Source organism: Mesorhizobium sp. B2-4-12 (assembly GCF_006441575.1).
Classification (GTDB): Bacteria; Pseudomonadota; Alphaproteobacteria; order Rhizobiales; family Rhizobiaceae; genus Mesorhizobium.
In genome coordinates this window covers 48,338-74,838 of the sequence record NZ_VFVC01000026.1, presented here as the reverse complement: position 1 = coordinate 74,838, position 26,501 = coordinate 48,338, and the positions used below count along the sequence as shown (strand labels likewise).

Genomic DNA, 26,501 nt, shown 5'->3' with positions numbered 1-26,501 from the left:
GACGGCGGCAATCGCATTTGCCGGATAGGTGGCGCGGCCCAGCGCATGGGCGATGCCCAGCAATTCGCCTGGACTTATATAGCGGACAGTCACGTCCTGACCCTCCGGCGTCGATTTCACCACGCGCACATGTCCGTCGAGCAGCAGGAAAAAGGAAACGGCGTCCTGCTCCTGTTCGAACACCAGCTGATCCTTCGCGATCCTCGTGGATCTTGCCTGTCTGACGATGCGGTCGAGATCTGCGGCGGCCATGCCCTCGAAGATGGAGAGCCCGGCAATCAGCGAGCGATCGAGGCTGGCCAACCGTATTACTCCTTGATCGCCACAACGCGTCCAGATCATTTGGCCGGACTGTGTCATGGGCGACCGATTGGCGGCAAGTGATGCATACCGTCTTCAACTCCCGATCTTGCTGCACCGGGCCAGATTCCGCCGAACCGGCGGAGCTGGAAAGGAGCAATTGTCGACATCATTGGCGCACCTGCAGACGCGGCAAGCAGGAGAGCCTCCCTGACGAACAGGGCTCGACGAGAATCCGCCCCCCGGTCAACCTCTCCTGAACCCACAGCCGGCGCTCACATTTTCTTCGGCCAATTTGCGCCAGCGCAAATCGCCACGACGGCCGACGATCTAGAAGGACGCCACGGTCGATACCGTGACGAACTCAAGAAAGGACTTCCCATGAGACTGCCCCTGATTGCCGCCGCCATCGCTCTTCTCACCGCCGGCACTGCAAGCGCCGAGGAGCATGTGATTCAAATGCTGAACAAGGGCGAGAAAGGTGCAATGGTCTTCCAGCCTGCTTTTACCCGTGCGGTGCCAGGAGACACGGTGAAGTTCGTGCCTACCGACAAATCCCACAACGCCGAAACCATCAAGGGCATGCTGCCGGATGGCGCTGAAGCCTTCAAGGGAAAGCCGAGTGAGGAAATCACCGTGACCCTCACCAAGGAAGGCGTTTATGGCGTCAAGTGCGCACCGCACTACGGAATGGGCATGGTGGCACTGATCGTCGTCGGCAAGCCCGTCAACCTGGCAGCCGCGCAAGCCGTAAAGCAGGTCGGCAAGGCCAACACGGTGTTCGCGGATTTGTTCAGCGAAGCGAGCAAAGCCGCCTCCAACTGACCTGCTCTCTTACAAGGACTCTCCGGTTCGTGATCTCCGGAGGAAACGGCCGGATGGACCAGGGAGAGGTCCAGTCCGGCCGATTCCGTTATGCTGAAGATTTCGCCCCGGCCTCCACGACAATCATTCCTGTCTCCTCCAGCCCTTGGATGAATGAAATCAGATTTGCGCTAGCGCAAAGACGTTCGCAACAAGAGGACTAAGATCTGACCAGAAATCGGTTCAGGCACAGGAGATGGAAATGCTTACGAGACGTGAAGCGTTATTGGGTTCGGTTTTCACCGCTGCCGCCGTCGCAGCGATTACAGCCATGCCGGCTGCTGCGGCAAGCGCAGAGGAGGTGGCCGGACTGCCCCGTGAAAAGGTCACGCTGGTCGCACCGCCTTTCGTCCACGCTCACGAGCAGGTTGCCAAAAGCGGTCCGAAAGTCGTCGAATTCACCATGACAATCGAGGAAAAGCCGATCGTCATCGATGCCGACGGCACGCAACTCAACGCCATGACCTACAACGGTTCGATCCCGGGCCCTCTGATGGTCGTTCACCAGGGTGACTATCTCGAACTCACCCTGATCAACCCCGATGCCAACACGCTTGCCCACAACATCGACTTCCACGCCGCGACCGGCGCTCTCGGCGGCGGTGCGCTGACGCTGATCAATCCGGGCGAGCAGACAACGCTTCGCTTCAAGGCAACACGGTCCGGCACGTTCGTCTATCATTGCGCCCCTGGCGGTCCCATGATCCCGTGGCATGTCGTATCGGGCATGAGCGGCACGGTGATGGTGCTGCCGCGCGACGGGCTCAAGGACGAGAAGGGCAAGCCGATCGACTACGACCGCATCTACTATATCGGAGAGAACGACTTCTACATTCCCCGCGACGAGAGCGGAAAGTTCAAGAAATACGAGTCCGCCGGCGACAACTATGACGACACGGTCAAGGTCATGCGTGGGTTGATCCCCACCCATGTCGTGTTCAACGGCAAGGCGGGATCGCTGACCGGCGAGAATGCCATGAAAGCCAAGGTCGGTGAGACGGTCCTGATCGTCCACTCCCAGGCCAACCGCGATACCCGCCCTCACCTCATCGGCGGCCATGGCGACTATGTCTGGGAACAGGGCAAGTTCGCGAATCCGCCGGCGAAAGATCTCGAAACCTGGTTCATCCGCGGTGGATCGGCCGGCTCGGCGCTCTACACATTCCGGCAGCCGGGCGTCTATGCCTACGTGAACCACAATCTGATCGAAGCCGTGGAACTCGGTGCGACGGCGCATTTCACTGTCGACGGGACCTGGGACGACGACCTGATGACCCAGGTCGAGGCAGCGAAGCCGATTTCGTCCTAATCGATACGTTCATGAAGCCGATTTCGTCCTAATCGATACGTTCATTCTGAAGGTCGACACGACCCTGCATCCATCCTGCAGGGTCGTGTTCACAGCCGGACGAAAACCATGCCGCTTAAACCAATCGTCGCGTGTGGGGCCGCCGCAGCCGTGTTGGCTATCGGCATGGCCAACTGGCTTCTTGCGGAGCGCCCAAACGAAATTGTCGTTGCCGAGTTTGTGACGCTGCCGGCGGGCTCGTTCGAACATCCGCGGCCAGGCGAGTTCCTGAGGGGCAACCGACCGGTAATGGCGCCCAGGATTGTGGTGAAGCTCGGCGTTCCCCTTGAAATCATGAAGTATCAGGTAAGCGCGCTCGAATATGGGCGTTGCGTGGCGGCTGGCGCATGCAGACCGGCCGATAAGAGCAGCAATGGCAATGTTCCGGTCACCGGTATCAGTCACATCGATGCCGAGGCGTACGCGAACTGGCTTTCGAGCCGGACAGGCGCTTCATGGCGACTGCCAACGGATCAGGAGTGGGCTTATGCGGCCGGCGAGCGTTTCCGCAGCGATATCGAAGTTGGCGACAGCGACCCCAACAATCCCGCCCAACGCTGGCTGGTCCAATATCGAACCGAGGCCTCGCTCGGTCAAAAAGCCGATCCGGATCCCAGAACTCGCGGAGCCTTTGGCACAAATTCAAAAGGCGTGGCCGATATCGCCGGCAATGTCTGGGAGTGGACATCGACATGCTACGTTCATGCAACGATGAGCACCGACGGCAGGCAGATTTCAAGTTCGATCGACAATTGCGGCGTTCATGTCGTGGAAGGGTTCCACCGCACCTACATGTCGAACTTCATCCGCGACGGCAAGAGCGGCGGCTGCGCGGTCGGCACGCCACCCGACAATCTGGGGTTCCGTCTCGTCCGCGAGCGCCTCAACTTCGTCCAGGCGACCCTTCGGCGATTTGGAATTTCCTGAGCGAGAACTCAAGCATGACAGTGAAATCATCCTTGGCCGCACAAGCCTGGCCAAAAGCAGAACGAGGCCTGGACAATCCAGGGATCGATCGAGCCTCGATCAGGCATCTCGTGCGCGAATTTTATGCCACGATCCGACAGAACGATCGCCTTGGGCCAATCTTCGCGCGTGAGATCCCTGGCGATTGGGAGCCGCATCTTGAGAAAATGACCGACTTCTGGCGCTCCATCATCCTGCGGACTGGCGATTATCACGGGCGGCCAGTGCCCGCCCACCTGAAACTAACCGACGTTACTGAAGCGGACTTCGACATCTGGATGGACGTCTTCCGCAAGACCGTGGCCGGCCTTTTTGCACCCGACACCGCGATGGTGTTTGTCGACCGGGCCGAACGGATAGCGACAAGCCTGAAACTGGCGATGTTTTTTCGCCTTGATCGGGCGCAAACTCCTGCTGGCGCCGCGCCTGATCCGGCAGTGCCGCCTGAGGTGCAACGATGACAATCTTGTGCCGTTCGCTGCCTGGATTTGCGGCTATCTTGGTGCCTGCCGCCGCGATGTTTGCCATCCTTGGCATGCTTGCCAGGCATCACATGGCTAGGCGCGCCGGCACCCAAATCCGCCCTTCCCACAGCTCTCCACTGGCAACCCCGCCGGCGAGCCTCAAAGTCCGAGCTCAAACGGCCAGGGAATGTCGGGCTGTTCCGGTCTGCAAATAATTATCGAATTTGGCCGCAACCGTCCTTACGAGCGCACGGCTTTCAGCTGGCACCACGAAATGGTCATTCCGCAGTTCAATCAGTCGTCCGGAGCCGTTCGTGGCGAGACGGCTGGCCTGAAGGAGTAGTTTCTGCCCTCTCTCGCCGAAGAGCTCCACCAGTTCGATTGCCGAGAACGAGAAGTCGCACATCAGACGCTCGATGACCCATCCCCTCGCCCGGTCGTCGAGGCTGAGCTCAATTCCTCGGGCCGTGGCCAATCGTCCTGCAGCCGCCGCCTTCTCATATTCGCCGGTGGCAACGATGTTTTGCGCGTAACCTTGCCTGTATCGGCTGATCGAGGAAGGCCCGAACCCGATGAGGGTGTCACATTGATCCTCGGTATAGCCCTGGAAATTGCGATGCAATCTGCCCGCCATGGCGGCGATCGCCAGCGAATCGCCAGGCTTGGCGAAATGATCCAGCCCAATCGGCTCATAGCCGGCCGCTTCGATCATCTGTGCCGCAAGACGCGATTGCGCGAGGCGTTGCATCGAATCCGGCAGCCAGGCTTCGTCGATCATCGTCTGGTGTTTCTTGAACCACGGCACATGAGCGTAGCCGAAGAGCGCCATCCTGTCCGGCACCAGTGTCAGCGCCTGCTCGACCGTCATGGCGATGCTTTCGAGCGTCTGATGTGGCAGGCCGTAGAGCAGATCGAGATTGACGGATTTCACGCCGCGTGCGCGAACACCATCCACGACCTGTTTTGTCAGCTCGAAACTCTGCTCGCGATTGATCGCCTTCTGAACTTTGGGATCGAAGTCCTGAACGCCAAGGCTCGCCCTCGTCATGCCGATTGCCGCAAGGGCTTCCAGGCGCGCCTCATCCATGTCATTGGGCTCGATCTCGATACTCACGCTGGCATCGTCAAGCAGATCGAACTCGGCGCGCAGGCGCCTCCCGAGTGCCACGATGTCACTGGGCGTCAGCATCGTTGGTGAGCCGCCTCCGAAATGGAGGGCGCGAATGCGCCCTTTGCCACGCACAATGCCTGCCACTGTCTCGATTTCGGCATGAAGAGAGCGCAAGAAAGACGCCACGGGCGCATAGTGACGGGTCTGCTTGGTGTGACAGGCACAGAACCAGCATAGCTTGTCGCAGTAAGGTACATGCAGATAGAGCGAAATCTCGCTGCTCGGCTCAATTGCTTCCAGCCAGCCGCGAACGGTTTGCGCGTCAATGCCCGAATGGAAATGCGGGGCCGTCGGATAGCTCGTGTAGCGGGGGACGCTCTCGCCCAATTTGGCGGACAAATCCGGTCGAATGTCGCTGTTGGACGGCCTTTGCATCCCTGCGAGTTAGACTGATCCAGACCACGATTCCTTGATTTCAATCAATGTGCCGGCGCTGCGGAGACGGCAACCATGGCCCGAAGTGATGCTGTCCGCCGGCATCCGGATTCATGGGTGATGCAATGGCCGAGCGACTGGACATCCACAATTCCGACATTCCGGTCTTGTGCCAATCCTGCGAGGCGCGACATCACGGCGTCTGCGGTGCACTGGACGTCGATCAACTGACGGGACTGGCCAAGACCTCCGTCAAGCACAGTGTCGAGGCAGGTGAAGAACTGATCGGGGATGCCGAAACGGTTGAAAGCTATTCGAACGTTCTCGCGGGCGTGGTCAAACTCACCAAGAGCCTCTCTGACGGTCGCCAACAGATCGTCGGCCTTCAATTCGCGCCCGACTTTCTGGGGCGGCCGTTCAAGGATGAAAGTGCAATCAACGCCGAGGCGGCGACCAGCGTTTCGCTTTGCTCATTCCCAAAGGCCGCCATCGATCGAATGATAAAGGCGTCGCCCGAGCTTGAGCATCGCCTGCTCCAGCAAGCCTTGAAGGAACTTGACCAGGCACGTGACTGGATGATGACACTCGGACGTAAAACCGCCTCCGAAAAAGTCGCCAGTTTTCTTCTGATGATCGCAGCGAACATCGATCCGGCAAACGGCCAGGACTCTGTATCGACAGTCTTCGATCTCCCGCTGACGCGAACCGATATCGCCGACTTTCTCGGCCTGACGATCGAGACGGTCAGCCGTCAGCTGACCAGATTGCGGGCGGACGGGGTGATCAGAATTGAAAACAATAGACGTGTCGTCGTTGACAATATGAGCCGGCTGGAGCGACGCTCAGGCTCCTAGGCAATTCCAGGAACGTCCGCAGCGGCTTTCCGTCCGGAATTACGTAGAAACAAAGATTTGGAGCGTTCCGTGAAACGCTCTAGTCAAGTTGCCTCGCCGGGATCATGGGCAGCACGTGCTCTCTTTCGAAAGCCACGTGCCGGCGCATGTTGTCGAAGAATCCACGCAGCATGAACCCCAAAGCCTCGGGGTTGGCAATAGCGCCGCCGTGCCCGATGGCAAGCAAGGTGTCGGTCAAGTCCTGGGCCGAGCATTCGTCCTCGACGTGCTCTGCCTTGAGCCGACGGACGGAGGCGGCACGAGATGCGTCTTGACCGCTGTCGCGCGCGAACGCGGGAAAGATATATTCCTCTTCGTAGGCGTGGCTTGTACGCAACAACGGCACGAGTTCGTTTGCGACAAGGAGGCATTTCAAACGGTCCACCTTCGCCGGCAATCCGTCGGCGATGGCTTCCAGTTCGTCACATAGTCGCAGCTTTTGATCATGCCAGCGACAGACGTCCAGGCACGGCACCCGACCTCCCTGCAGACAGGCCGTGACCACCGGACAGGCTTCCGGCGTATCGCATCTTACGACGACTGAGGACTTGCCGCTGGCCATCAGGGACCTCCACGCGTGAAATCAATGCGCAAGATTGTCGAAGTGGCGAAGCGCGGACTTTGACATGGATCAAGGCGCCAGCCGGCCGCTCGCGGAATTGATGCGGCATCGGATGCACAGCCGCGCATCGACGTCGCGCTCGGGGACATATCATGAGATTTGGGACAGAAATCTTTGCTTTGGGCCTATTCGCTTTTGCCGCGCTTGTGGCCGCGGGCTTCGGCGTGGACGAGCCTTTCCGGCAACACATGTGGATCCTGTTCGTCGTGCTGCTTGGTTTTACCGCCATCCTTCTCCGCAACACGAGTTTCGCGCCGGCTGCCCCTATCGATCCCTCGGCCTACATGGATGGCCCCATCCGCTATGGTGCCATAGCGACCATGTTCTGGGGCGTCGTCGGCATGCTGGTCGGCGTCGTCATCGCGCTGGAACTGGCTTATCCGCAGCTCAATATCCAGCCATGGTTCAATTTCGGTCGGCTAAGGCCGGTGCACACGTCGGGCGTTGTCTTTGCATTCGCCGGCAATGCGCTGCTGTGTACATCATTTTATGTTGTTCAGCGGACCTGCCGCGCACGCCTGTTCGGCGGCAATCTCGCCTGGTTCGTGTTCTGGGGTTACCAGCTCTTCATCGTGATGGCGGCGACGGGCTATCTGATCGGCATCACCGAAGCTCGCGAATATGCCGAGCCTGAATGGTATGTCGACATCTGGCTGACCATCGTCTGGGTCGCCTATCTCATCCTCTTCCTCGGCACGATCCTGAAGCGCAAGGAGCCACATATCTACGTTGCCAACTGGTTCTACCTGTCCTTCATCGTGACGATCGCGATGCTGCATGTGGTCAACAACCTGTCGATGCCGGCCTCCTTCCTGGGTTCCAAGAGCTACTCGGCATTCTCCGGGGTACAGGATGCCTTGACGCAATGGTGGTACGGCCACAACGCGGTCGGTTTCTTCCTCACCGCGGGCTTCCTTGGCATGATGTATTACTTCGTGCCGAAGCAGGCCAACAGGCCGGTCTATTCCTACCGCCTGTCGATCATCCACTTCTGGGCGCTGATCTTCCTTTATATCTGGGCGGGTCCGCATCACCTGCATTACACCGCCCTGCCCGACTGGGCGCAGACGCTCGGCATGGTGTTCTCGATCATGCTCTGGATGCCGTCCTGGGGCGGCATGATCAACGGCCTGATGACGCTGTCGGGCGCTTGGGACAAGATCCGCACGGATCCGATCATCCGCATGATGGTCGCTGCCATCGCCTTCTACGGCATGTCGACCTTCGAAGGTCCGATGATGTCCATCAAGACGGTGAATTCATTGTCGCACTATACCGACTGGACAATCGGCCACGTTCACTCGGGTGCGCTCGGCTGGGTCGGCCTGATCTCGTTCGGCGCTCTCTACTACATGGTTCCGAAGCTTTGGAACCGCGAACGTCTCTATTCGCTCCGCCTGGTGACGTGGCACTTCTGGCTCGCGACGCTTGGCATCGTGGTCTACGCGGCGGTGATGTGGGTCTCCGGCATCATGCAGGGCCTGATGTGGCGCGAATACGACGAACAGGGCTTCCTGGTCTATTCCTTCGCCGAGTCCGTGGCCGCCATGCACCCCTACTACGTGATGCGTGCCATCGGCGGGGCGATGTATCTCTCTGGTGCCCTCATCATGGCCTGGAACATCGCCATGACGATCCTCGGTCACCAGCGCGAAGAGGCACCCATGCCGGGCTCGGTCCCCGCCCTTCAGCCTGCGCAGTAAGGAGCGATTCCAATGAGCTTGATGGACAGACACTCGGTCATCGAAAAGAACGCGACCCTTCTTCTCGTCGGCTCCCTGCTGGTGGTGACGATAGGCGGCATCGTCGAGATCGCACCGCTCTTCTATCTCGACAACACGATCGAGAAGGTCGAAGGCATGCGGCCGTATTCGCCGCTCGAGCTCGCCGGGCGCAACATATACGTGCGAGAGGGCTGTTATCTCTGCCACAGCCAGATGATCAGGCCATTCCGCGACGAGGTCGAGCGCTATGGCCATTACAGCCTCGCGGCGGAGTCGATGTACGATCACCCCTTTCAGTGGGGATCCAAGCGTACCGGCCCCGATCTGGCGCGTGTCGGCGACCGCTATTCCAACGAATGGCACGCCCAGCACCTGACCAATCCACAGTCGGTGGTGCCTGAATCGGTCATGCCGAGCTATGGCTTTCTGAAAGACACGCCACTGGACCTGAAAAACTTCTCGACGCATCTCGTCGCGAACGCTCGTGTTGGTGTTCCCTATACGCCCGACATGACCGCCAACGCCGATGCCGACCTGAAAGCGCAGGCGGACCCCGCTGCCGACACGACCGCACTTCTGAAACGCTATCCCAAGGCCAAGGTCGGGGATTTCGACGGCAATCCAAGCCAGGTAAGCGAGATGGACGCGCTTGTCGCCTATCTGCAGGTCCTCGGGACTTTGGTCGACTTCAAGAACTACGACGAATCTGCCGGATACCGCTGAGGAAAACGCCATGGATTACAATGCGATGCGGCAATTCGCCGACAGTTGGGTGCTACTTCTCATGGCCCTGTTCTTTGTCGGGGCGATCGTTTTCGCTCTCCGACCAGGAGGCAAGAGCCAAGCCGACGAAGCAGCCCAAATCCCTCTTAAGGACGACTGACCATGAGCGACCAGCACATCGACGAGGTGTCGGGCGTCTCCACGACTGGCCATGAATGGGATGGCATCAGGGAACTCAACAATCCGCTCCCGCGGTGGTGGGTCATTACCTTCTACATCACCATCCTCTGGGCAATCGGCTATACGGTCGCCTATCCTGCCTGGCCGATGCTGACATCCGCGACCAAAGGCGTGCTTGGCTACTCCAGCCGTAGCGAGGTCAAGAACGAGCTCGCGGCCGCCGATGCCGCCAAGGACAAATATGTGGCGTCGGTGCAGTCCAAATCCGTCTCCGAAATACTCGCCGACGATTCATTGCGGGAGTTCGCCGTCGCCGCCGGCGGAGCCGCGTTCAAGGTCAATTGCACTCAGTGTCATGGTTCCGGCGCGACGGGGTCGAAAGGCTTTCCCAATCTCAACGACGATGATTGGCTTTGGGGCGGCAAGCCGGATCAGATCCAGCAGACAATTACGCACGGAATTCGCTTTTCACCCGACTCCGACACACGGGTTTCGGAGATGCCGGCCTTCGCGGAGGTCCTGTCCGCGGAGGAGATCGCGCAGGTCAGCACCTTCGTCGTCAGCCTGTCGGGCACCGTCGACAACGCCGCCCTGATCGCTCCGGGCGCCAAGGTGTTCGCGGATAATTGCGCCGCCTGCCACGGCGACAACGCAAAAGGCAACCGCGAGGTCGGTGCACCCAATCTGACTGACGCGATCTGGCTGTACGGTTCGGGTGAAGCTGCGATCGCGGCACAGATACGAGCGCCCAGGAATGGTGTGATGCCTGCATGGGGTGCGCGTCTGGGCGAGACCAAGGTCAAGGAACTCGCTGTTTACATCCATTCGCTTGGCGGTGGGGAATAGGAAGCGAGGGACCTATTCCCTGCCCTCTGCCGCCAAGCGACGAGGCCCGGCTATGCCGGGCCTCGACTGTTTCGTGGACTGATGGCGGATTGACTTGCATCAACGCGGCCTGGACCGCCATACGGCAAACCTGTCCAACGCGAGATCATCGGCTACGCGTTTGGAGATACCTGTGCTGGATCAAACACAGATAGAACGGCTTGAAGCAGAGCCGGTCAATTCCGCCAAGATGCGGCAGCCGCTTTATGCGGCGCGCAAAAAGATCTTTCCCAAGCGTGCTTCTGGTCGGTTTCGCCAGTTCAAATGGCTGGTGATGGCCATCACCCTTGGCATCTACTACCTGACACCGTGGCTGCGGTGGGACCGCGGCCCATTCGCACCAGACCAGGCGGTGCTTGTGGATCTCGCAAATCGGCGTTTCTACTTCTTCTTCATCGAGATCTGGCCACAGGAATTCTACTACGTCGCTGGCCTCCTCGTTATGGCCGGGGTCGGCCTCTTCCTGCTGACGTCGACGGTCGGGCGCGCCTGGTGCGGCTACGCTTGCCCGCAGACCGTCTGGGTCGATCTGTTTCTTGTCGTCGAACGGGCGATCGAGGGTGATCGCAATGCGCGCATGAAGCTGGACGCCGGACCCTGGACAATTCGCAAGCTCGGCCTTCGTACGGCCAAACATCTCATCTGGCTGGTTATCGCCATCGCGACAGGCGGAGCATGGATCTTCTATTTCGCTGATGCGCCGACGCTGCTTGGAGAGGTCACCACGGGCGCTGCAGCACCTGTCGCCTACATCACGATCGGTGTGCTGACAGCGACGACCTACACCTTCGGCGGACTGATGCGCGAACAGGTCTGCACATACATGTGCCCATGGCCGCGGATTCAGGCAGCCATGCTTGACGAGAGTTCGCTGACCGTCACCTACAATGACTGGCGCGGCGAGCCGCGCTCGCGACACCCCAAGAAAGCCCAGGCGGCAGGCCTTGCAACAGGGGATTGCGTCGATTGCAACGCCTGCGTCGCCGTCTGCCCGATGGGCATCGACATCCGCGACGGCCAGCAGCTCGAATGCATTACTTGCGCTCTGTGCATCGACGCCTGCGACGGGGTCATGGACAAGCTCGGCAGAGAGCGCGGACTGATCTCCTATGCAACGCTCACCGACTACAATGCCAATATGGCGCTGGCCACCGCTCAGGGGACGTTGCCCATTAGGCCTTCGTTGATCAGGACCGGTGACGGAGAATTTTCCGACAAGGTTGCCCACTTCCACCTGAGGAAGATCTTTCGGTCACGCACCTTCGCTTACATGGGCCTATGGTCCATGCTCGGCCTGGCATTGCTCTACTCGCTGCTGACACGCGACCGGCTTGAAGTGAACGTGCTCCACGACCGCAACCCGCAATTTGTCAGTCTGTCGGATGGCGCCATTCGCAATGGCTACACCGTCAAGCTTCTCAACATGATCCCGGAGCCAAGGACAATTGTCGTCAGGCTGGAAGGGCTCGAAGGCGCGGAAATGAGCCTCGTTGGCAGCGAGCTTCCCGCAGGGCGCTCCTTTGCGATCCCCGTCGAACCCGACCATTTGAAGACGCTGAAGATTTTCGTGCGCCTTCCAGTCACTCGGATCCAGGGTGCAACGCAGACCTTCAGGTTCATCGCCCAGGACAAGGCATCGTTCGAGTCGAACCAATACACCGCCACCTTCAACGCGCCGGAGAGCAGCAAATGAGTGTCGCGACACGGAGGCCTCGCGAATTCACCGGTCGGCGCATGTTGGCCGTCTTCATCGCTTTTTTCGGTGTCGTCATAGGAGTCAACGTCTTGATGGCGACCCTTGCAAACACCACTTGGACCGGCCTCGTCGTCGAAGACACGTATGTTGCCAGTCAGCAATTCAACAAGAAGGCCGAGCAAGGCCGCGCCCAGGCAGCGCTCGGCTGGAGAAGTCAGTTGGTGATCTCCGGCGGAGACATCCGCTACAGCCTGGCGGATGGCTCCGGCAAGCCGGTCGCATTGCACGGCGTCAAGGTGATGTTTCGCCACCCGGCATACGAGAAAGAAGACAAGCTGGTCATTCTGGCTTCGGGTGTTGGACAGGAATTCGCCGCGCGCCATCAGCCAAAGGACGGGGTCTGGATCGTGGAAGTTGATGCCGACGCGGGACTCTCCGAGCCGTATCGCGAGGTTCGGCGGCTCATTATCGCCCGCGGAGAGATCCAATGAGTTGTTGCGCACCCGGCGTTGAGTCCGCGCTGGATCTGAGCGGCTCGACCGCAAATCTACCGTCGAGCCAGGAAATCAACCTGGCAAGCCGGCCGCTTGGCGAGGGTATCATCCAAACCGACCTTTCCGTGCCCGCAGTCCATTGCGGCGCCTGCATCCAGGCTATCGAGACGGCGCTCGCCGGCCTCGAGCGGGTCGAAGGCGCGCGCGTAAACCTGTCGACCAAACGCGTCTCGGTGCGCTGGCGTGATGGCGCAGTGCCGCCATTCGTGGCTACACTTGGCAGGCTTGGCTATGACGCGCACCTTTGCGATCCGGCAGCCGACCAAAGGGACGAGACGTTGTCGGAATTGATTCGCGCCGTGGCCGTAGCAGGCTTTGCCGCTGGCAACATCATGCTCCTTTCCGTCTCGGTCTGGTCTGGAGCGCAGGGCGCGACGCGTGACCTGTTCCATTGGGTATCGGCGCTTATTGCCATTCCCGCGCTTGCGTTCGCCGGCGGCATCTTCTTTCGCTCGGCCTGGACTGCTTTGCGGCATGGTCGCATGAACATGGATGTCCCGATCGCAGTGGGCGTCTCTCTGGCCTATGCAATGAGCCTTTACGAGACGATCAACCATGGCGATCACGCGTATTTCGATGCCTCGGTATCGCTTCTCTTTTTCCTGCTGATCGGCAGAACGCTCGACTATGTGATGCGCGAACGCGCGAGAACCGCTGTGAAGGGCTTGTCGCGGCTTGCCGCCCGCGGCGCGATGGCCGTGCGCGGCGATGGTTCGCGCGACTATCTGCCTGTCGACGAAATTGAACCTGGAATGCACGTGCTTGTGGCTGCGGGCGAAAGGGTTCCGGTGGACGGACGAATTGTCAAAGGGACATCGGATCTCGATTGTTCCCTAGTCTCCGGCGAGAGCACGCCGCGAAACGCATCCATCGGACAGACCGTCCAAGCCGGCGTCCTCAACCTAACCGGGCCGCTGACGATCGAATGTACAGCTGCGGCGAAGGACTCATTTCTGGCCGAGATGGTTCGGCTGATGGAGGCCGCCGAGGGCGGACGTGCGAAGTACCGCCGCATCGCCGATCGGGTCTCGGCGCTCTATGCCCCGGTGGTTCACCTCACCGCCTTTGCGACATTCCTCGGATGGATGGACGCCACCGGCGACTGGCATAGGTCCATTACCATTGCGATCGCCGTCCTGATCATCACCTGTCCCTGCGCGTTGGGCCTCGCAGTGCCGATTGTGCAGGTGGTCGCCGCACGGCGCTTGTTCGAAAGCGGCATCATGGTCAAGGACGGTTCAGCGATGGAGCGTCTGGCAACAGTCGATATCGCGGCGTTCGACAAGACAGGCACGCTCACCCTCGGACAGCCCCGTCTCGTCAATGCGTCGTCGATCGACCCGGCCATGCTGGCGATCGCGGCCAACATGGCCTCGAACTCTCGCCATCCTTTCTCAAGAGCGATCGCCGGTTTTGCCGGTCGCGGGGGGCAAATGGAATTCGACGACGTCACTGAATATCCGGGTTTTGGCATTGAGGCGGTAGCGGCCGGAAGCACCTGGCGGTTGGGCCGGCGCGGCTGGGCAGGGTGGAAAGCCAGAACCGGGGGTGAAGGCAAGCATGGCCTCGGCGGAACGGTCTTGGCGAAGAACGGCATGACCGTGGCGAGCTTCGAATTCGAGGATGCGCTGCGTTCCGACGCCCGGACAGCTTTGATCCAGTTGGAAGACGCTGGAGTTTCAGTCGAAATGTTGTCCGGCGACACGGCGCGTGCCTGTGGCCAAGTCGCGCAGACACTGGCTATCGGCAACTTCGTTCCGTGCCTCTTGCCGTCCGGAAAGGTCGAACGCGTGGAAGACCTCGCCAGAGCCGGGCACAGGGTTCTGATGGTCGGCGACGGCCTGAACGACACGCCGGCGCTCAGCGCGGCGCACGTCTCCATCGCTCCAGCCACGGCGGCCGACATCGGCCGCAGCGCCGCGGACTTTGTGTTCCTTCGCGAAAGCCTCCTGGCAATTCCCTTCGCGCTGGAAGTCTCGCGAAGAGCGGACCGGCTCATTCGCCAGAATGTCGCCCTGGCCATCATCTACAATGCGATCGCAGTGCCAGTCGCGATCTTGGGCCACGTCACGCCGCTGATCGCGGCCGCCGCGATGTCGATTTCCTCGCTGTTGGTCATTGCAAACGCGTTGCGCCTGCATGAATCCGTCCTGCGCAAGCCGGTGCGCCCGTCTTCCGACACGCTCGGTTCCAAAGCCCAATCCTCGGCCGCTCTGTCATGATAACGCTCGTCTACTTGATTCCGGTCGCTCTCTTTCTTGGCACACTCGGCCTTGTCGGTTTCCTTTGGGCCTTGAAGAGTGGTCAATATGAGGACCTTGACGGCGCTGCGGAACGCATCCTGACGGATCAGGAAGACAAACCTGAGCGGTAACTTGTGAGAAGACGAGGGCGCGAGCACAGTATGGGCCGCCATCGTCTTGACCGAGAACAACGAGCCTTGCGTTTCAGGTGCTTGCGTCATGCTCCATGGCGAGCGTCGACGCCTCGCTCACGCGTGTGTCGCCGGCGCTGGATTTCCTGTCCAAAGAACCATCGTTTGGTGGCTTCGGATGCCCCCAGATACGTTGCCGTGATTGCGAGAAGGCCGGAAAGGACGGTCAACGGCAACGGGACGAACCCAAATGCGGCTGACAACGGCACATAGGGAATGACGACAGCCGCAAAGCCGACCGCCACGGTCAGCCTGGCCAGCGCCTTGCCGGGGCGGCTTGCCCAGAACGGTTTGTGCGTGCGCACGATCAGCACGATCGCCAGTTGGGTCATTAGCGACTCGACGAACCACGCCGTCCGGAATGCGTCGGGGGCGGCGTGAATGACGAGCAACAGAAAGGCAAAAGTCGCGAAATCGAACATGGAGCTCAGCAAACCAAAGCTGATCATGAAGCGCCTGATGATGTGGATGTCCCATCGGCGCGGCCGGCTGGTCTGCTCCGCATCGACATTGTCCGCGGCGATTGCCAGCGATGGAATGCTGGAGAGCAGATTGTTGAGCAGGATCTGCGTCGCCAGCATCGGCAGGAATGGCAGAAACAAAGATGCGACCGCCATGCTGATCATGTTGCCGAAATTGGCGCTGGTGGTGATCGAGATATATTTCATCGTGTTGCCGAACGTCTTGCGCCCATCGTCGACTCCGCGCACGACGACGCCCAGATCTTGCTTCAGAAGGATGATGTCGGCGGCCTCCCTAGCGACGTCGACGGCCGTGTGCACCGAAATGCCGATGTCGGCCTCGTGGAGGGCCGGCGCGTCATTGATGCCGTCTCCCATGTAGCCGACGACGTGTCCGTGGCTTCTGAAGGCTTCGACGATGCGTTCCTTCTGGTTGGGATCGATTTCGACAAAGAGGTCCGTGTTTTTTGCACGCCCGAAGAGTGCGCCCTTGGTGAGCTTTGCCAGATCCTCGCCTGTCATGATGCGATCCGAGCGCAGCCCCACCGCGTCGGCAAGGTGTGCTGCGACGTAGCGATTGTCCCCGGAGATGACCTTCACCGCGATACCGCGATGACCGAGTGCCGCCAGCGTTTCGCGCACCCCAGCCTTGGGCGGATCAAGGAAGAGCAGGAAACCCACGAAGGCGAGTGCAACCTCGTCGTATCTGGTGCAATGTGCCCGCTTTTCGTGCTCACGAACAGCCACGCCGAGCACACGGTAGCCATCGGCGCTCCAACCGCGGAACTTCGCCTCGATTGCGTCGCGCTGCTCGGGACCAAGCGGTTCCGACCCCTTCGCGGTACGAACCGAGCTGCAGGCCTCAAGCACATTCTGAACCGCGCCCTTGCAGATCAGAAGGTCGTCAGCTCCTTTGCCGCGCACGATGACCGACAGCCTCTTGCGAATGAAATCATACGGAATTTCATCGACTTTGATGAAGGCTTCCTGATTGGAGCCGCCACCTTGTGCTGCTGCTATCGCTTCATCCAATGGGTTTTTCAGCCCGGTCTGCAGGCACGCATTGAGACGCGCCCAAAGCAGGATGTCGGCCGACGGTTTGCCATCGACGTCAACCCATCCGTCAAGATGGATAACCCCTTCCGTCAAGGTTCCGGTCTTGTCGGTGCAAAGCAGATCCATGCTGCCCAGGTTTTCGATCGCGTCGAGACGCCGCACGATGACCCCATTTGCCGCCATGGCGCGCGCGCCTTTGGCCAGCGTCACACTGATGATGGCCGGGAGCAGTTCCGGCGTGAGGCCGACCGCCAGAGCCAGGGAAAACAGCAGGGACTCGATCAAGGGCCGTTGCAGCAGCAGATTGGCAAAGAAAACAATGATGACGATTGCCAGCATTATCTCGGTCATCAGGTAGCCGAACCGCCTGATCCCCTTGGCAAACTCTGTTTCAGGAATATTCCGTTCCAGAGCCGCGGCTATGGAGGCGAACTCGGTTCGGCTTCCGGTATTTACGGCCAGCATGGTGGCGGTCCCGCTGCGCACCGACGTGCCTGTGAACACCGCGTTTGAGCGCTGGGCAATGGGAGCATCCGGCGCCGATCGCCCCGGTGCCTTCACGGCCGGAAATGTCTCGCCGGTGAGCACGGCCTCGCTGACATTGAAATCACAGGTCTCGAGGAGGACACCATCCGCTGGAATCAGATTCCCGGCCGAGAGCCGCACTATGTCGCCCGGTACGATCCCCTCGGCATCGACGGAGCGCTCGGCATTGTCGCGCAAGACGGCCGCCTTGCGCGAAATGCGCTGTTTCAGTGCTTGCGTCGCCCGCGAGGCGCCGTATTCCTGCGTGAAGCTCAGCGCGCAGCTCGCCAACACGATCACGCCGATGATCGCGGCCTCCTGGCCATCTCCAACGAACGCCGAAACGACGGCGGCAAAGATGAGGATGAGAACGAGCGGGCTGCGAAATTGCCGGCCGAACAGGCTCAGCGCCGAAGAGCTGATTTGCGATGTCGGACTGTTCCGGCCGATTTTGGCGAGCCGCGCTTCGACTTCGGCGCTCGCTAGCCCCGTCGCCGACGCTTGCAGACGCTGCAACAGCTCGCTGCTCTCGATCGACCAGTAGGCGCCTTGCGGACTTACGATGCCTATCGAAGCGGGGGCGGACAGCATGTTACCTTTCCTTTGCTGCCGGCCAATCCAGATCGCTGGGTTGGCCGGCAGCAGGCTGCGTGCATGACGAGAGAACATCAGTAGGAAAGGAGACGGTTGATGCCGCTGTCTTCGAGCAATGTCCGCGTGACGCCGCCAAAGGCCCATTCTCGCAGCCGGCTATGACCGTATGCGCCCGAAACTATCAGATCGGCGTGGATCGATCGTGCGAATTCCAGCAGTTGCTCGCCATCCCCCTCGCCCGCGATGAGTTGAGAGCGTGCCTTGACGCCGTGAACGCTGAGGAAGGCGATGACATCGTCCAGGCTGTTGCGGATACTGCCGTCATGATCCGTATCCATGTTCGCGACGACCACGTCATCCGCCTTCGCCATCATAGGCAATGCATCCGAAACCGCCCGCCGGGCTTCCCTCGTGTCCTTCCAGGCGAGGAGCACGGCCTTTATCGGCACGACTTCGACATTGTTCGCGCAGACAAGGACGGGCCGGCCGGCACCAAGTGCAAGGCTGCCGAAATCCACGGCCCGATACACATTGCCCTTCTGCTCGCTTCCGACGATGAGCAGATCGGCGGCGCGGGCCGAGACCGTGAGGAAACGCGTCGGGCTGCAGACCGCTTGGCCCCATTCGCTGTTGATCGACGCTGGAACCAGTCTCGCGAACGCGGACTTGAGTTCGCCCAGTCGCCTTTCGATTTCCTCTCGTTGGATCTGCATGATCTCGCCTTCGAAGACCAAACCGTCGCCGGTGGTTACGAGAGGCGGCACATCAGCCGCGGCCAGGCCGATGAGGCGGGCGCCAAATCGATCGGCAAGGTCAACGGCAACCTTCAGGATTGGATCGGGCGCCGTATCCACGGCAAGATTCACGGCGATTGACTTATAGGACATTGTGGCGACCTCGCGAGGGGATTGAGCGCAGCATCCAGTGCATTCATCCGCGCTCGGCGCCTTGATGCGCATCAAACCCGGAATCGGCCTGCGACAGACATTCCGTTGCTGGTTTTGCGTGATTACCAAGCGATTGAATGATAGATCAGCCTCCGAGCTGTTCTGCGCGTCGGGAACTTCATGTGAACACCGAAGGAGTACCAATCTCGTCCGACGGCATGGCAATGCTGAGATCTGCATTGTCACTTGGAGACAGCGAGATCGGCAGGTTGATCATGTCCCATGACTGGTCGAAGTCGCCGATCGGTCCAATCGTGTCATGGTCCCGGACGCTCACAACCACAGTATGCACGATGCTGCCGGCAAAGGTCCCGATCGTACTGTTCTGGGGGCCGGAGTATGTCGCACTGTACAATGACGCCCACATCTCTTCGCTCGGCGAAAAACACCCACGAGCGTACGGCAGGCCCGCGGTGGAAAGCCGCGCGGAGTTGTGGGCGGACCTCGAACCACTGCTTCGCAAGGTCCGCGAAAGCGGAGAAACCGTCGTCGCAAAGGCTCGCCCGTTCCACCTGGAGCGACATGGTTATGGCGAGGAAGCCTATTTCGATATTTCGTATTCGCCGGTCGTCGACGACGATGGCACGATCGGCGGCGTTCTCTGTTTTGTGAATGAGGTCACCGATCGCGTCGGCGCCGATCGGCGGACCCAGGCCGAACTCGAGCAGTTGGCGCTGATGTTCGACCAGGCTCCCGGTTTCATGACGCTGCTGCGCGAGCCAGGTCACATCTTCGAACTGACCAATACAGCCTACCAACGCCTTATCGGGCAACGACAAGTCATCGGCAAATCGGTTCGCGACGCCCTGCCGGAACTGGAGGGGCAAGGCTTCTACGAGCAGCTCGACCAGGTATTTCAGACCGGCGAACCGTTCCGGGGCCGCGGGGTCAAGATCATCTTGCAAAACAAGAATGACGAGGCCGTCGAAGAGCGCATCCTGGATTTCGTTTACCAACCGATCAGGGCCGACAATGGCCGCATCACAGCCATCTTTGTCGAAGGCAATGACGTCAGCGAACTTTCGTTTGCCAATGCCGCCCTGCAGCTTCGCGAAGACCATTTGCGCTCGATCCTGGCAACGGTGCCCGATGCGATGGTCGTCATCGATGAACAAGGCCGCATTCAGTCCTTCAGCACCGCGGCCGAAACATTGTTCGGTTTTCGGGCAAGTGAAGTCATCGGCCAGAACGTCAATATTTTGATGCCGTCTCCCTATCGCGGCGAGCACGACGCCTACCTGCACCGCTACCTCACGACGGGAGAACGCCGGATCATTGGGCTCGGCCGCACCGTCACCGGTATGCGCAAGGATGGCTCCACCTTCCCGATGGAGCTTGCCGTGGGCGAAATGAACCCTGGGACCGGACGGTTCTTTACCGGCTTCTGCCGCGATCTGACGGAGCGTCACCGGGCAGAAGCGAGAATACAGGAACAGCAGATGGAACTGCTCCATATGGCGCGGTTTACCGCGCTTGGAGAGATGGCCTCCACCTTGGCGCACGAGATCAACCAGCCGCTCACCGCCATTACCAATTACCTGAAAGGCAGCCGCAGGCTGCTCGAGAAGAGCACGGAAGAGAACGCCCCGATGTTTCGCGACGCTGTCGAGAAGGCGGCCGAACAAGCTCTTCGGGCCGGTGAAGTCATTCGACACCTTCGCGACTTCGTTGCGAGGGGCGAGAGCGAGCGCCAGGTCGAACGGTTGCCCGCGTTGATCGATGAGGCCTCATCCCTGGCACTCGTGGGCGCGAGGGAAATGGACCTGAAAGTCTCTTTCAAACTTGATCCTGCAGCCGAACTCGTGCTGACCGATCGCATCCAGATCCAGCAGGTCCTGCTGAACCTGATGCGCAACGCGGTGGAGGCCATGCAAAGCACGCCGCGGCGCGAGTTGCACGTTACGACCGTCGCACGAGCGGACGGCATGGCGGAGGTCAGTGTGATCGATACGGGGAGCGGACTTTCGCCGGAGGTTTCCGCCCAACTTTTCCAGCCATTTGTAACGACCAAGAAGCAGGGTATGGGTGTCGGGCTGTCCATTTGCCGCACCATCGTGGAGTCGCACGGTGGGCACATCTGGGCCGAGCCTATGCCCGACGGGGGAACAGCCTTTCGATTCACCTTGCGCATCATCGAAAAAGAAGAGGTCGCCAGTGGCCGCCATTGATCTCGTGCATGTTGTTGACGACGATGTGGATGTTCGCAAGTCGCTCGGTTTTTTGCTGGCGACTGCCCATTTTGCCGTTCGCCTGCATGAATCGGCAACGGCATTCTTGACTGCCGCCACCGAACGCCTGGAAGGCTGCGTCGTGACCGATGTACGCATGCCCGGCATCGATGGGATTGACCTGCTGCGGGAACTCAGGAAGCGAGGTTACAAAGTGCCGGTCATTGTCATGACCGGGCACGCGGATGTGGCGCTTGCGGTTCAGGCAATGAAGGAAGGCGCTGCCGATTTTATCGAAAAACCCTTCGACGACGAAGCCCTGCTCGGCGCGATCCGCTCCGCCTTGGATAACAGCAATCAGCTGAACGCCACGCATCCCCAGTCCGCCGACATACAACGACGTCGGTCGACGCTGTCGGAACGGGAGCGGCAGGTTCTCGATGGGCTTGTCTCCGGCATGCCCAACAAGACCATCGCCTATGATCTGGGCATCAGCCCCCGCACGGTTGAAATTCATCGCGCCAATGTCATGAGCAAAATGGGCGCCGGCAGCCTTTCGCATCTCGTGCGCATGGCCTTGATCGTCGAATCGAAGAACTAGAGCAATTGCAGGAAAAGCGCATAGCGGTTTTCCGTCCGGAATTTCGCGGAGCAGAGAATTGGAACGGATCATCGACCCTATCGAACGCTGAACCGCTCTAAGGCTGGCTCGCCGTCCGGTCGGTCATTGCCCTGTCGGCTCTCTGCCAGTTACGCCAGTGCGTAGGCCGGATTTCGACACGCACGCCGCTTGCGGCGTTCTTCCAGCCCCCAAGGATCTTCTTGCACGGAAAGACAAGCGCATGCTCGCCGTCTTCGTCCAAGACGGCCAGTTCAAGCTCCCGGTCAAACGGAGCGCTTTGGATCGGTTCCCACATTTTCATATGATCCGTACGCGCACCAAGCGCCGCCTTGATCTGAATCATTTTTGTGAGCCACCGCATCATTGTTTGGACGCCACCGGCGCGGCTGAGCCGAAGCCGGTCACCGCCGGCACACCCGACAGCCGCGAGATGCGGCGCGCAGTGGCCAACGGCTTGCCCTATCTCACCAAAGCCGAAGTGGTCGGCGTCGCGGTAGTTTGTCCAGGGTCATTTCATCGGTCATTTCGAACTGATCGCGTTTGTGCAGCCGAGTCCAGGCATCGCCGCCGCGGATAACACGACTTGATCCAACGCAATGCGTGGACAGGGAAGAAATTGAAAACTGGCGGGAGATCTTCGAGGAGCACGCGCGATGACCCATTTGTCCCATTTTTCCTTTGGCGGATTTAGTCACGCTTCGCAGCAGGCGGAGCATTGGGTCAAGGAGCTCGCCAAGGATCTCAACTGGAGCGAGCCGAGTGCCTATCGGTTGATGCGATCTGTCCTGCACACGCTGCGGGACTGGCTGCCGGCGGCAGAAATGGCCGACCTTTCGGCACAACTGCCCATGTTGATCCGCGGCGTTTACTTCGACGGCTGGAAGCCATCCTCGACGCCTGTGTGCGAAAGAAAGAAGCGCGACTTCATCACCAGCGTCAGAGCAAGCTTCGGCTATGATGACGATGTCGATTTCGACGTCGCCCTCAATGCCGTCTTCGCGCTTCTCGAACGCCACATATCGCACGGAGAGATCGTCCAGGTGAGAAACTCCCTGAAGAAGTCGCTTCGTCAACTTTGGCCGGCGGACTGAGCGATGTTTCGTGACCGAAAGGATGCCGGAGAGAAGCTCGGCGCCGAGTTGGCAAAGCTTCAATTGCACAAACCGGTCGTGCTGGCAGTCCCGCTTGGCGGCGTTCCGGTCGCGGTGGAGGTGGCTGGGGCACGTAATGCTCCTCTCGACCTGCTCATCGTCTGCAAGGTTGGCGCACCAGGCATCCCGCAAGTCGCAGTCGCGGCCCTTGTGGATGGCGAGCCGCCAGACGTCGTTCTCAACCGGGAAACCATAGAAACCTACGCACTCGACGATGCGGCTCTCGCTGCCTTGATCAGTGCTGAACGCCCGGAACTGGAACGTCGGCGCCTGGTCTATCGGGGCAATCGAAAGCCCTTGTCGGTTGCCGGAAAGCGCGCGTTTCGGACGAAGGGGCCGTGGCTGGCCTGACCGAGGCAGCCAGCCGGCACGTCATACGATAGGTAGGCGAAAATCTGCCGGCGCCCGCGCCGACGTGACGAATTTCGATAATCATGAAGATAGGAGATCGCACCGATGCTCATTCGAACTCTTTCCGCCCTGGAGTGTACGAAGCTGCTGACCGCCAATCGTGTGGGCCATCTGGCGTGCTCGAAAGATGGGCAACCTTATGTCGTGCCAGTCCACTACGCGCACGCCGACAACCATCTTTATGCGTTTTCCATGCCGGGCAGGAAGATCGTCTACATGCGCGCGAACCCGCTGGTTTGCGTTCAAATCGGCGAACGCGGCGAAGGAAGAAACTGGAAAAGCGTGGTTGTCGAGGGTCGTTTCCAGGAACTGCCGGACCGCCTCGGCCACAAGCTGGAGCGGGATCATGCCTGGACGATGCTGAGCAAGCACACCGACTGGTGGGAGCCTGGCGGCCTTAAGCCGGTCTCGCCGCCGGTATCGGATAGCGCCCCTCACGTATTCTTCAGAATTTCCGTGGAGCGAGTGTCCGGTCGAGAGGCCAAGGACTAAGGCGGGCAGGCGGGAGCAGCGGCACATTGCGGGTATCCTGGTATTTCCGCTCAGGACCGTCAATGCTGCGCCCTTGCCAGCCCATGCGGGAGGCGCGATGCCATCGAAATCGTCCGGGGCGGTCATGGCCCAGGGTTCGAGGCCGCCCGCGCGGCGCACGCGTCGAGGGGAGTGACGCTGCCAACCAGTCTAGGTAATATCCCGTAGGGACATAACCGAATTTCGCGACAGGTGGATTCGCGCGATTGCTGTGACACGGATCAACCGGGAAAACAGCCATGCACGCCTACACCGCCTCCCGAATTGCACCGCCTTCGCAGTCCGCACGGATGAGCCCGCCTGCGGCATTCGACAATGCGCCGCAGCCGGTCAGTTTCCATACCGCCGGCTCGGAAATCTATGCCCAGGGCGAGAAGGCCGGAGCCTTCTACCAGATCGAGTTCGGGGCTGTCCGTATCTATCGTCTGCTTGCCGACGGCCGCCGGCAGATCAGTGCCTTTCACCTTGCCGGCGAGACGTTCGGCTTCGAAGCGGACACGACGCATCATTTCTTTGCCGAAGCCATCAAGGCGACCGGCGTCCGCGCCATCCGGCTCGCGGCTGACGCGGACGTCTCCCGTCAACTGCTCCCCCTTGCGCTGAAGGGTCTGACCCGGGCACAGGAGCATCTGCTGGTTCTCGGGCGCCAGACTGCTGTCGAACGCGTAGCGGCGTTCCTCCTGGACATGGCGGAGCGCCAGGGTGGGCTGCAGCCGGTCGAACTGCCAATGTCGCGGATGGATATCGGCGACTATCTGGGCCTCACCATCGAGACCGTGTCGCGCGTGTTCACCAAGCTGAAGGACAAGGGCATGATCCGACTGCATGGCCTGCGCAATGTCGAGATCGTCAGATACGAGGCCCTGCGCAACATCAGCGAATGACATTTGATCCATCTCACCGCCGACCGCTCAACTGCGCGTGAAAGGCTCTGCCCTTGATGGAAATCAAAGCGGCATGAGAATCGTCGTCTAATTTATAGCCCGGACCAGCCGAAAACTTTGCGATCAGGGGACGAACTCATGAATTACCAGCGGTTCTTCGAAGAAGCGATCGACCAGCTCCATGCCGAGCGTCGCTACCGCGTCTTCGCCGACCTCGAGCGTATCGCGGGCAAGTTTCCGCGCGCCATCTGGCGTTCCAACGGCCGCGCCGAGGAAATCACCGTCTGGTGTTCCAATGACTATCTCGGTATGGGGCAGCACGCCGACGTCATCGCCGCGTTCCAGAACGCGGCCGGCAAGATGGGCTCCGGCGCCGGCGGCACCCGTAACATTTCGGGCACCTCCAACCCGCTGGTCGAGCTCGAGCACGAGCTTGCCGACCTGCACGGCAAGGAAGCGGCCCTGGTATTCACCTCCGGCTTCGTCTCCAACGAAGCGTCGATCTCGACCATCGCGCGGCTCTTGCCCAATTGCCTGATCATCTCGGACGAGTTGAACCATGCCTCGATGATCGAGGGCGTGCGGCGCTCGGGCGCCGAGAAGAAAATCTTCCGCCACAATGACGTCGCGCATCTGGAAAGCCTGCTGCAGGCGGCGGGGCGCGAACGCGCCAAGCTGATCGTTTTCGAAAGCGTCTATTCGATGGATGGCGACATCGCGCCGATCAGAGAGATCGTCGAGCTCGCCGAGCGCTACAACGCCATGACCTATATCGACGAGGTCCATGCTGTCGGCATGTACGGACCGCGCGGCGGCGGCATCACCGAGCGTGAAGGCCTGGCCGACCGCATCGACATCATCGAAGGCACGCTCGCCAAGGCGTTCGGCACGCTGGGCGGCTACATCACCGGCACCAGTGCCGTCATCGACGCCGTGCGCTCCTATGCGCCGGGCTTCATCTTCACCACGGCGCTGCCGCCGGCGATCGCCGCCGCGGCCACCACCTCGATCCGCCATCTCAAGCAATCGCAGGCCGAGCGCGAGGCCCAGCAGCAGCAGGCGAGCCGCACCAAGCAGATCCTGTCGGCTGCCGGCCTGCCGGTGATGGACTCTCCGACCCACATCGTGCCGCTGCTGGTTGGCGATCCGGAGCTGTGCAAGATGGCCAGCGACCGCCTGCTCGGCGTCCACGGCCTCTACATCCAGCCAATCAACTATCCGACCGTGCCGCGCGGCACGGAGCGGCTACGCATCACGCCAACGCCGTTCCATTCGGACGCGCTGATCGCCGAACTGCAGGACGCGCTGGTCGAGACCTGGGATGCACTCGGCATTCCCTACGGCTCGGCCGGACGGCCCTCGGTCGCCAAAAGCGACCGCATCATTCCGCTGCTGGTGCCCAAGTCGGGCGGCTAAGTATCACTGCCGAGACAACCTCCCATGTTCAAAGCTCCCCCAAACCTCCGCGAGAATGGCCAAGACAAATTGGCGCCTGGGTAGGCGCAAGCAGGGCAACCTAGAAATGTTCCCCGGCCCGGAAAGGTCCAACCCTGGTTCCGGCTGCTATCAGATAAGCGGTCGACCAGCCGATCAGCAGAAACCCATTGATCCCTTCAAGGGCAGCCAGCATGCGCCAGCCATTGGCTGGGACGATATCGCCATAGCCAATGGTCGAAAACGTGACTGTTGAAAAGTACAGCGCAGTCTCGAAATCGGGAAGAACGCCTAACAGCCTGTAGCATCCCGCCCACAGCCATATCTCCGCGGTGAGCACCGCAAACAGCCCCATCACGACAGTAATCATGGCGATCACCCGGCCCCGGCTGCCATGCATGCGGAAATGCACGACCAGCTTGGCCATTGCCCTCGTAATCGCCATCAGGCCGAAGGTGTGGATAAGCACGGTCAGACCGATGATGACCGTACCCGTTGCGAGATCCGCAAACATCGGC

Annotated in this window: 27 protein-coding genes; 20 read left to right on the top strand and 7 right to left on the bottom strand. The window is 60.4% G+C overall.

The annotated features are described in order from the left end of the window. Window positions 1-303: cyclic nucleotide-binding domain-containing protein (locus FJ934_RS16865; RefSeq protein WP_140610716.1), on the bottom strand; the 303-nt coding region annotated here is incomplete at its 3' end. A 378-nt stretch (window positions 304-681) separates the two neighbouring features. Between FJ934_RS16865 and FJ934_RS16860 the strand changes: the two genes are divergently transcribed. The 4 genes from FJ934_RS16860 (at window position 682) to FJ934_RS16845 (ending at window position 3,939) form a co-directional block, all read left to right on the top strand. Then, window positions 682-1,125 (top strand): pseudoazurin, encoded by a 444-nt coding sequence (locus tag FJ934_RS16860; RefSeq protein ID WP_140610715.1) that lies wholly within the window; start codon window positions 682-684, stop codon window positions 1,123-1,125. A 241-nt stretch (window positions 1,126-1,366) separates the two neighbouring features. After that, the gene (nirK, locus tag FJ934_RS16855; protein WP_140610714.1) at window positions 1,367-2,473 is read left to right on the top strand and encodes a copper-containing nitrite reductase; all 1,107 of its coding nucleotides are present in this window, start codon (window positions 1,367-1,369) and stop codon (window positions 2,471-2,473) included. A 165-nt stretch (window positions 2,474-2,638) separates the two neighbouring features. Next, the gene (locus FJ934_RS16850) at window positions 2,639-3,439 is read left to right on the top strand and encodes an SUMF1/EgtB/PvdO family nonheme iron enzyme (RefSeq protein ID WP_246671535.1); all 801 of its coding nucleotides are present in this window, start codon (window positions 2,639-2,641) and stop codon (window positions 3,437-3,439) included. 14 nt (window positions 3,440-3,453) lie between these two features. Further along, window positions 3,454-3,939: a group III truncated hemoglobin gene (locus FJ934_RS16845; RefSeq protein ID WP_140610712.1), complete on the top strand. Its 486-nt coding sequence runs from the start codon at window positions 3,454-3,456 to the stop codon at window positions 3,937-3,939. A gap of 175 nt (window positions 3,940-4,114) precedes the next feature. On the opposite strand, the gene hemN is transcribed toward FJ934_RS16845, so the two are convergent. Continuing rightward, window positions 4,115-5,464 carry an oxygen-independent coproporphyrinogen III oxidase gene (hemN, locus tag FJ934_RS16840; protein ID WP_140610723.1) on the bottom strand — a complete coding sequence of 450 codons (1,350 nt, stop codon included), beginning with the start codon at window positions 5,462-5,464 and terminating at the stop codon, window positions 4,115-4,117. A gap of 149 nt (window positions 5,465-5,613) precedes the next feature. Here hemN and FJ934_RS16835 point away from each other — a divergent pair, with 149 nt between their 5' ends. Next, window positions 5,614-6,342, top strand: a complete 729-nt coding sequence (locus tag FJ934_RS16835) for a Crp/Fnr family transcriptional regulator (RefSeq protein ID WP_140610711.1) — start codon at window positions 5,614-5,616, stop codon at window positions 6,340-6,342. Window positions 6,343-6,421: 79 nt separating this feature from the next. Here FJ934_RS16835 and FJ934_RS16830 read toward each other — a convergent pair whose 3' ends face one another. After that, on the bottom strand, window positions 6,422-6,943 hold the full coding sequence (locus FJ934_RS16830; protein ID WP_140610710.1) for a hemerythrin domain-containing protein: 522 nt from the start codon (window positions 6,941-6,943) through the stop codon (window positions 6,422-6,424). Between the two features lie 152 nt (window positions 6,944-7,095). Here FJ934_RS16830 and ccoN point away from each other — a divergent pair, with 152 nt between their 5' ends. From ccoN to ccoS, 8 genes are all read left to right on the top strand, one after another. Next, window positions 7,096-8,706 carry a cytochrome-c oxidase, cbb3-type subunit I gene (ccoN, locus tag FJ934_RS16825; protein WP_140610709.1) on the top strand — a complete coding sequence of 537 codons (1,611 nt, stop codon included), beginning with the start codon at window positions 7,096-7,098 and terminating at the stop codon, window positions 8,704-8,706. A gap of 12 nt (window positions 8,707-8,718) precedes the next feature. Then, entirely contained in the window at window positions 8,719-9,450 is a 732-nt protein-coding gene (gene ccoO / locus FJ934_RS16820) for a cytochrome-c oxidase, cbb3-type subunit II (protein ID WP_140610708.1), read from the top strand. 10 nt (window positions 9,451-9,460) lie between these two features. Next, entirely contained in the window at window positions 9,461-9,610 is a 150-nt protein-coding gene (locus FJ934_RS16815) for a cbb3-type cytochrome c oxidase subunit 3 (RefSeq protein WP_140610707.1), read from the top strand. A 2-nt stretch (window positions 9,611-9,612) separates the two neighbouring features. Further along, complete coding sequence (gene ccoP, locus FJ934_RS16810) at window positions 9,613-10,476, top strand: cytochrome-c oxidase, cbb3-type subunit III (RefSeq protein ID WP_140610706.1); 864 nt, start codon at window positions 9,613-9,615, stop codon at window positions 10,474-10,476. A 172-nt stretch (window positions 10,477-10,648) separates the two neighbouring features. Further along, window positions 10,649-12,208, top strand: a complete 1,560-nt coding sequence (gene ccoG, locus FJ934_RS16805) for a cytochrome c oxidase accessory protein CcoG (protein ID WP_140610705.1) — start codon at window positions 10,649-10,651, stop codon at window positions 12,206-12,208. Continuing rightward, window positions 12,205-12,702 carry a FixH family protein gene (locus tag FJ934_RS16800; protein ID WP_140610704.1) on the top strand — a complete coding sequence of 166 codons (498 nt, stop codon included), beginning with the start codon at window positions 12,205-12,207 and terminating at the stop codon, window positions 12,700-12,702. The genes ccoG and FJ934_RS16800 overlap by 4 nt, the downstream gene beginning before the upstream one ends. Then, the gene (locus tag FJ934_RS16795) at window positions 12,699-14,987 is read left to right on the top strand and encodes a cation-translocating P-type ATPase (protein WP_140610703.1); all 2,289 of its coding nucleotides are present in this window, start codon (window positions 12,699-12,701) and stop codon (window positions 14,985-14,987) included. The genes FJ934_RS16800 and FJ934_RS16795 overlap by 4 nt, the downstream gene beginning before the upstream one ends. Then, entirely contained in the window at window positions 14,984-15,139 is a 156-nt protein-coding gene (gene ccoS / locus FJ934_RS16790; RefSeq protein ID WP_140610702.1) for a cbb3-type cytochrome oxidase assembly protein CcoS, read from the top strand. The genes FJ934_RS16795 and ccoS overlap by 4 nt, the downstream gene beginning before the upstream one ends. Before the next feature lie 86 nt (window positions 15,140-15,225). Here ccoS and mgtA read toward each other — a convergent pair whose 3' ends face one another. Next, window positions 15,226-17,832 carry a magnesium-translocating P-type ATPase gene (gene mgtA, locus FJ934_RS16785; protein ID WP_140610722.1) on the bottom strand — a complete coding sequence of 869 codons (2,607 nt, stop codon included), beginning with the start codon at window positions 17,830-17,832 and terminating at the stop codon, window positions 15,226-15,228. Window positions 17,833-17,909: 77 nt separating this feature from the next. Then, complete coding sequence (locus FJ934_RS16780) at window positions 17,910-18,722, bottom strand: universal stress protein (RefSeq protein ID WP_140610721.1); 813 nt, start codon at window positions 18,720-18,722, stop codon at window positions 17,910-17,912. 182 nt (window positions 18,723-18,904) lie between these two features. Between FJ934_RS16780 and FJ934_RS16775 the strand changes: the two genes are divergently transcribed. Both FJ934_RS16775 and fixJ read left to right on the top strand, forming a co-directional pair. Further along, the gene (locus FJ934_RS16775; protein ID WP_181165649.1) at window positions 18,905-20,950 is read left to right on the top strand and encodes a PAS domain S-box protein; all 2,046 of its coding nucleotides are present in this window, start codon (window positions 18,905-18,907) and stop codon (window positions 20,948-20,950) included. Further along, on the top strand, window positions 20,937-21,551 hold the full coding sequence (gene fixJ / locus FJ934_RS16770; RefSeq protein ID WP_140610700.1) for a response regulator FixJ: 615 nt from the start codon (window positions 20,937-20,939) through the stop codon (window positions 21,549-21,551). Before FJ934_RS16775 ends, fixJ begins: the two co-directional genes overlap by 14 nt. Before the next feature lie 97 nt (window positions 21,552-21,648). Here fixJ and FJ934_RS16765 read toward each other — a convergent pair whose 3' ends face one another. After that, entirely contained in the window at window positions 21,649-21,915 is a 267-nt protein-coding gene (locus FJ934_RS16765) for a hypothetical protein (protein WP_246671534.1), read from the bottom strand. A gap of 310 nt (window positions 21,916-22,225) precedes the next feature. Here FJ934_RS16765 and FJ934_RS16760 point away from each other — a divergent pair, with 310 nt between their 5' ends. The 5 genes from FJ934_RS16760 to hemA all read left to right on the top strand — a co-directional run bounded on the left by FJ934_RS16760 (window position 22,226) and on the right by hemA (window position 25,965). Then, window positions 22,226-22,663 carry a DUF2267 domain-containing protein gene (locus tag FJ934_RS16760; RefSeq protein WP_140610699.1) on the top strand — a complete coding sequence of 146 codons (438 nt, stop codon included), beginning with the start codon at window positions 22,226-22,228 and terminating at the stop codon, window positions 22,661-22,663. A gap of 3 nt (window positions 22,664-22,666) precedes the next feature. Beyond that, window positions 22,667-23,074, top strand: coding sequence for a hypothetical protein (locus FJ934_RS16755; RefSeq protein ID WP_181165648.1), 408 nt, complete (start codon window positions 22,667-22,669; stop codon window positions 23,072-23,074). A 105-nt stretch (window positions 23,075-23,179) separates the two neighbouring features. Beyond that, window positions 23,180-23,626, top strand: a complete 447-nt coding sequence (locus tag FJ934_RS16750; protein ID WP_140610698.1) for a pyridoxamine 5'-phosphate oxidase family protein — start codon at window positions 23,180-23,182, stop codon at window positions 23,624-23,626. A gap of 278 nt (window positions 23,627-23,904) precedes the next feature. Next, window positions 23,905-24,549 (top strand): helix-turn-helix domain-containing protein, encoded by a 645-nt coding sequence (locus FJ934_RS16745; RefSeq protein WP_140610697.1) that lies wholly within the window; start codon window positions 23,905-23,907, stop codon window positions 24,547-24,549. Window positions 24,550-24,687: 138 nt separating this feature from the next. Next, window positions 24,688-25,965: a 5-aminolevulinate synthase gene (gene hemA / locus FJ934_RS16740; protein ID WP_140610696.1), complete on the top strand. Its 1,278-nt coding sequence runs from the start codon at window positions 24,688-24,690 to the stop codon at window positions 25,963-25,965. Window positions 25,966-26,065: 100 nt separating this feature from the next. Here hemA and FJ934_RS16735 read toward each other — a convergent pair whose 3' ends face one another. Further along, complete coding sequence (locus FJ934_RS16735) at window positions 26,066-26,497, bottom strand: potassium channel family protein (RefSeq protein WP_140610695.1); 432 nt, start codon at window positions 26,495-26,497, stop codon at window positions 26,066-26,068. Window positions 26,498-26,501: the final 4 nt, after the last annotated feature.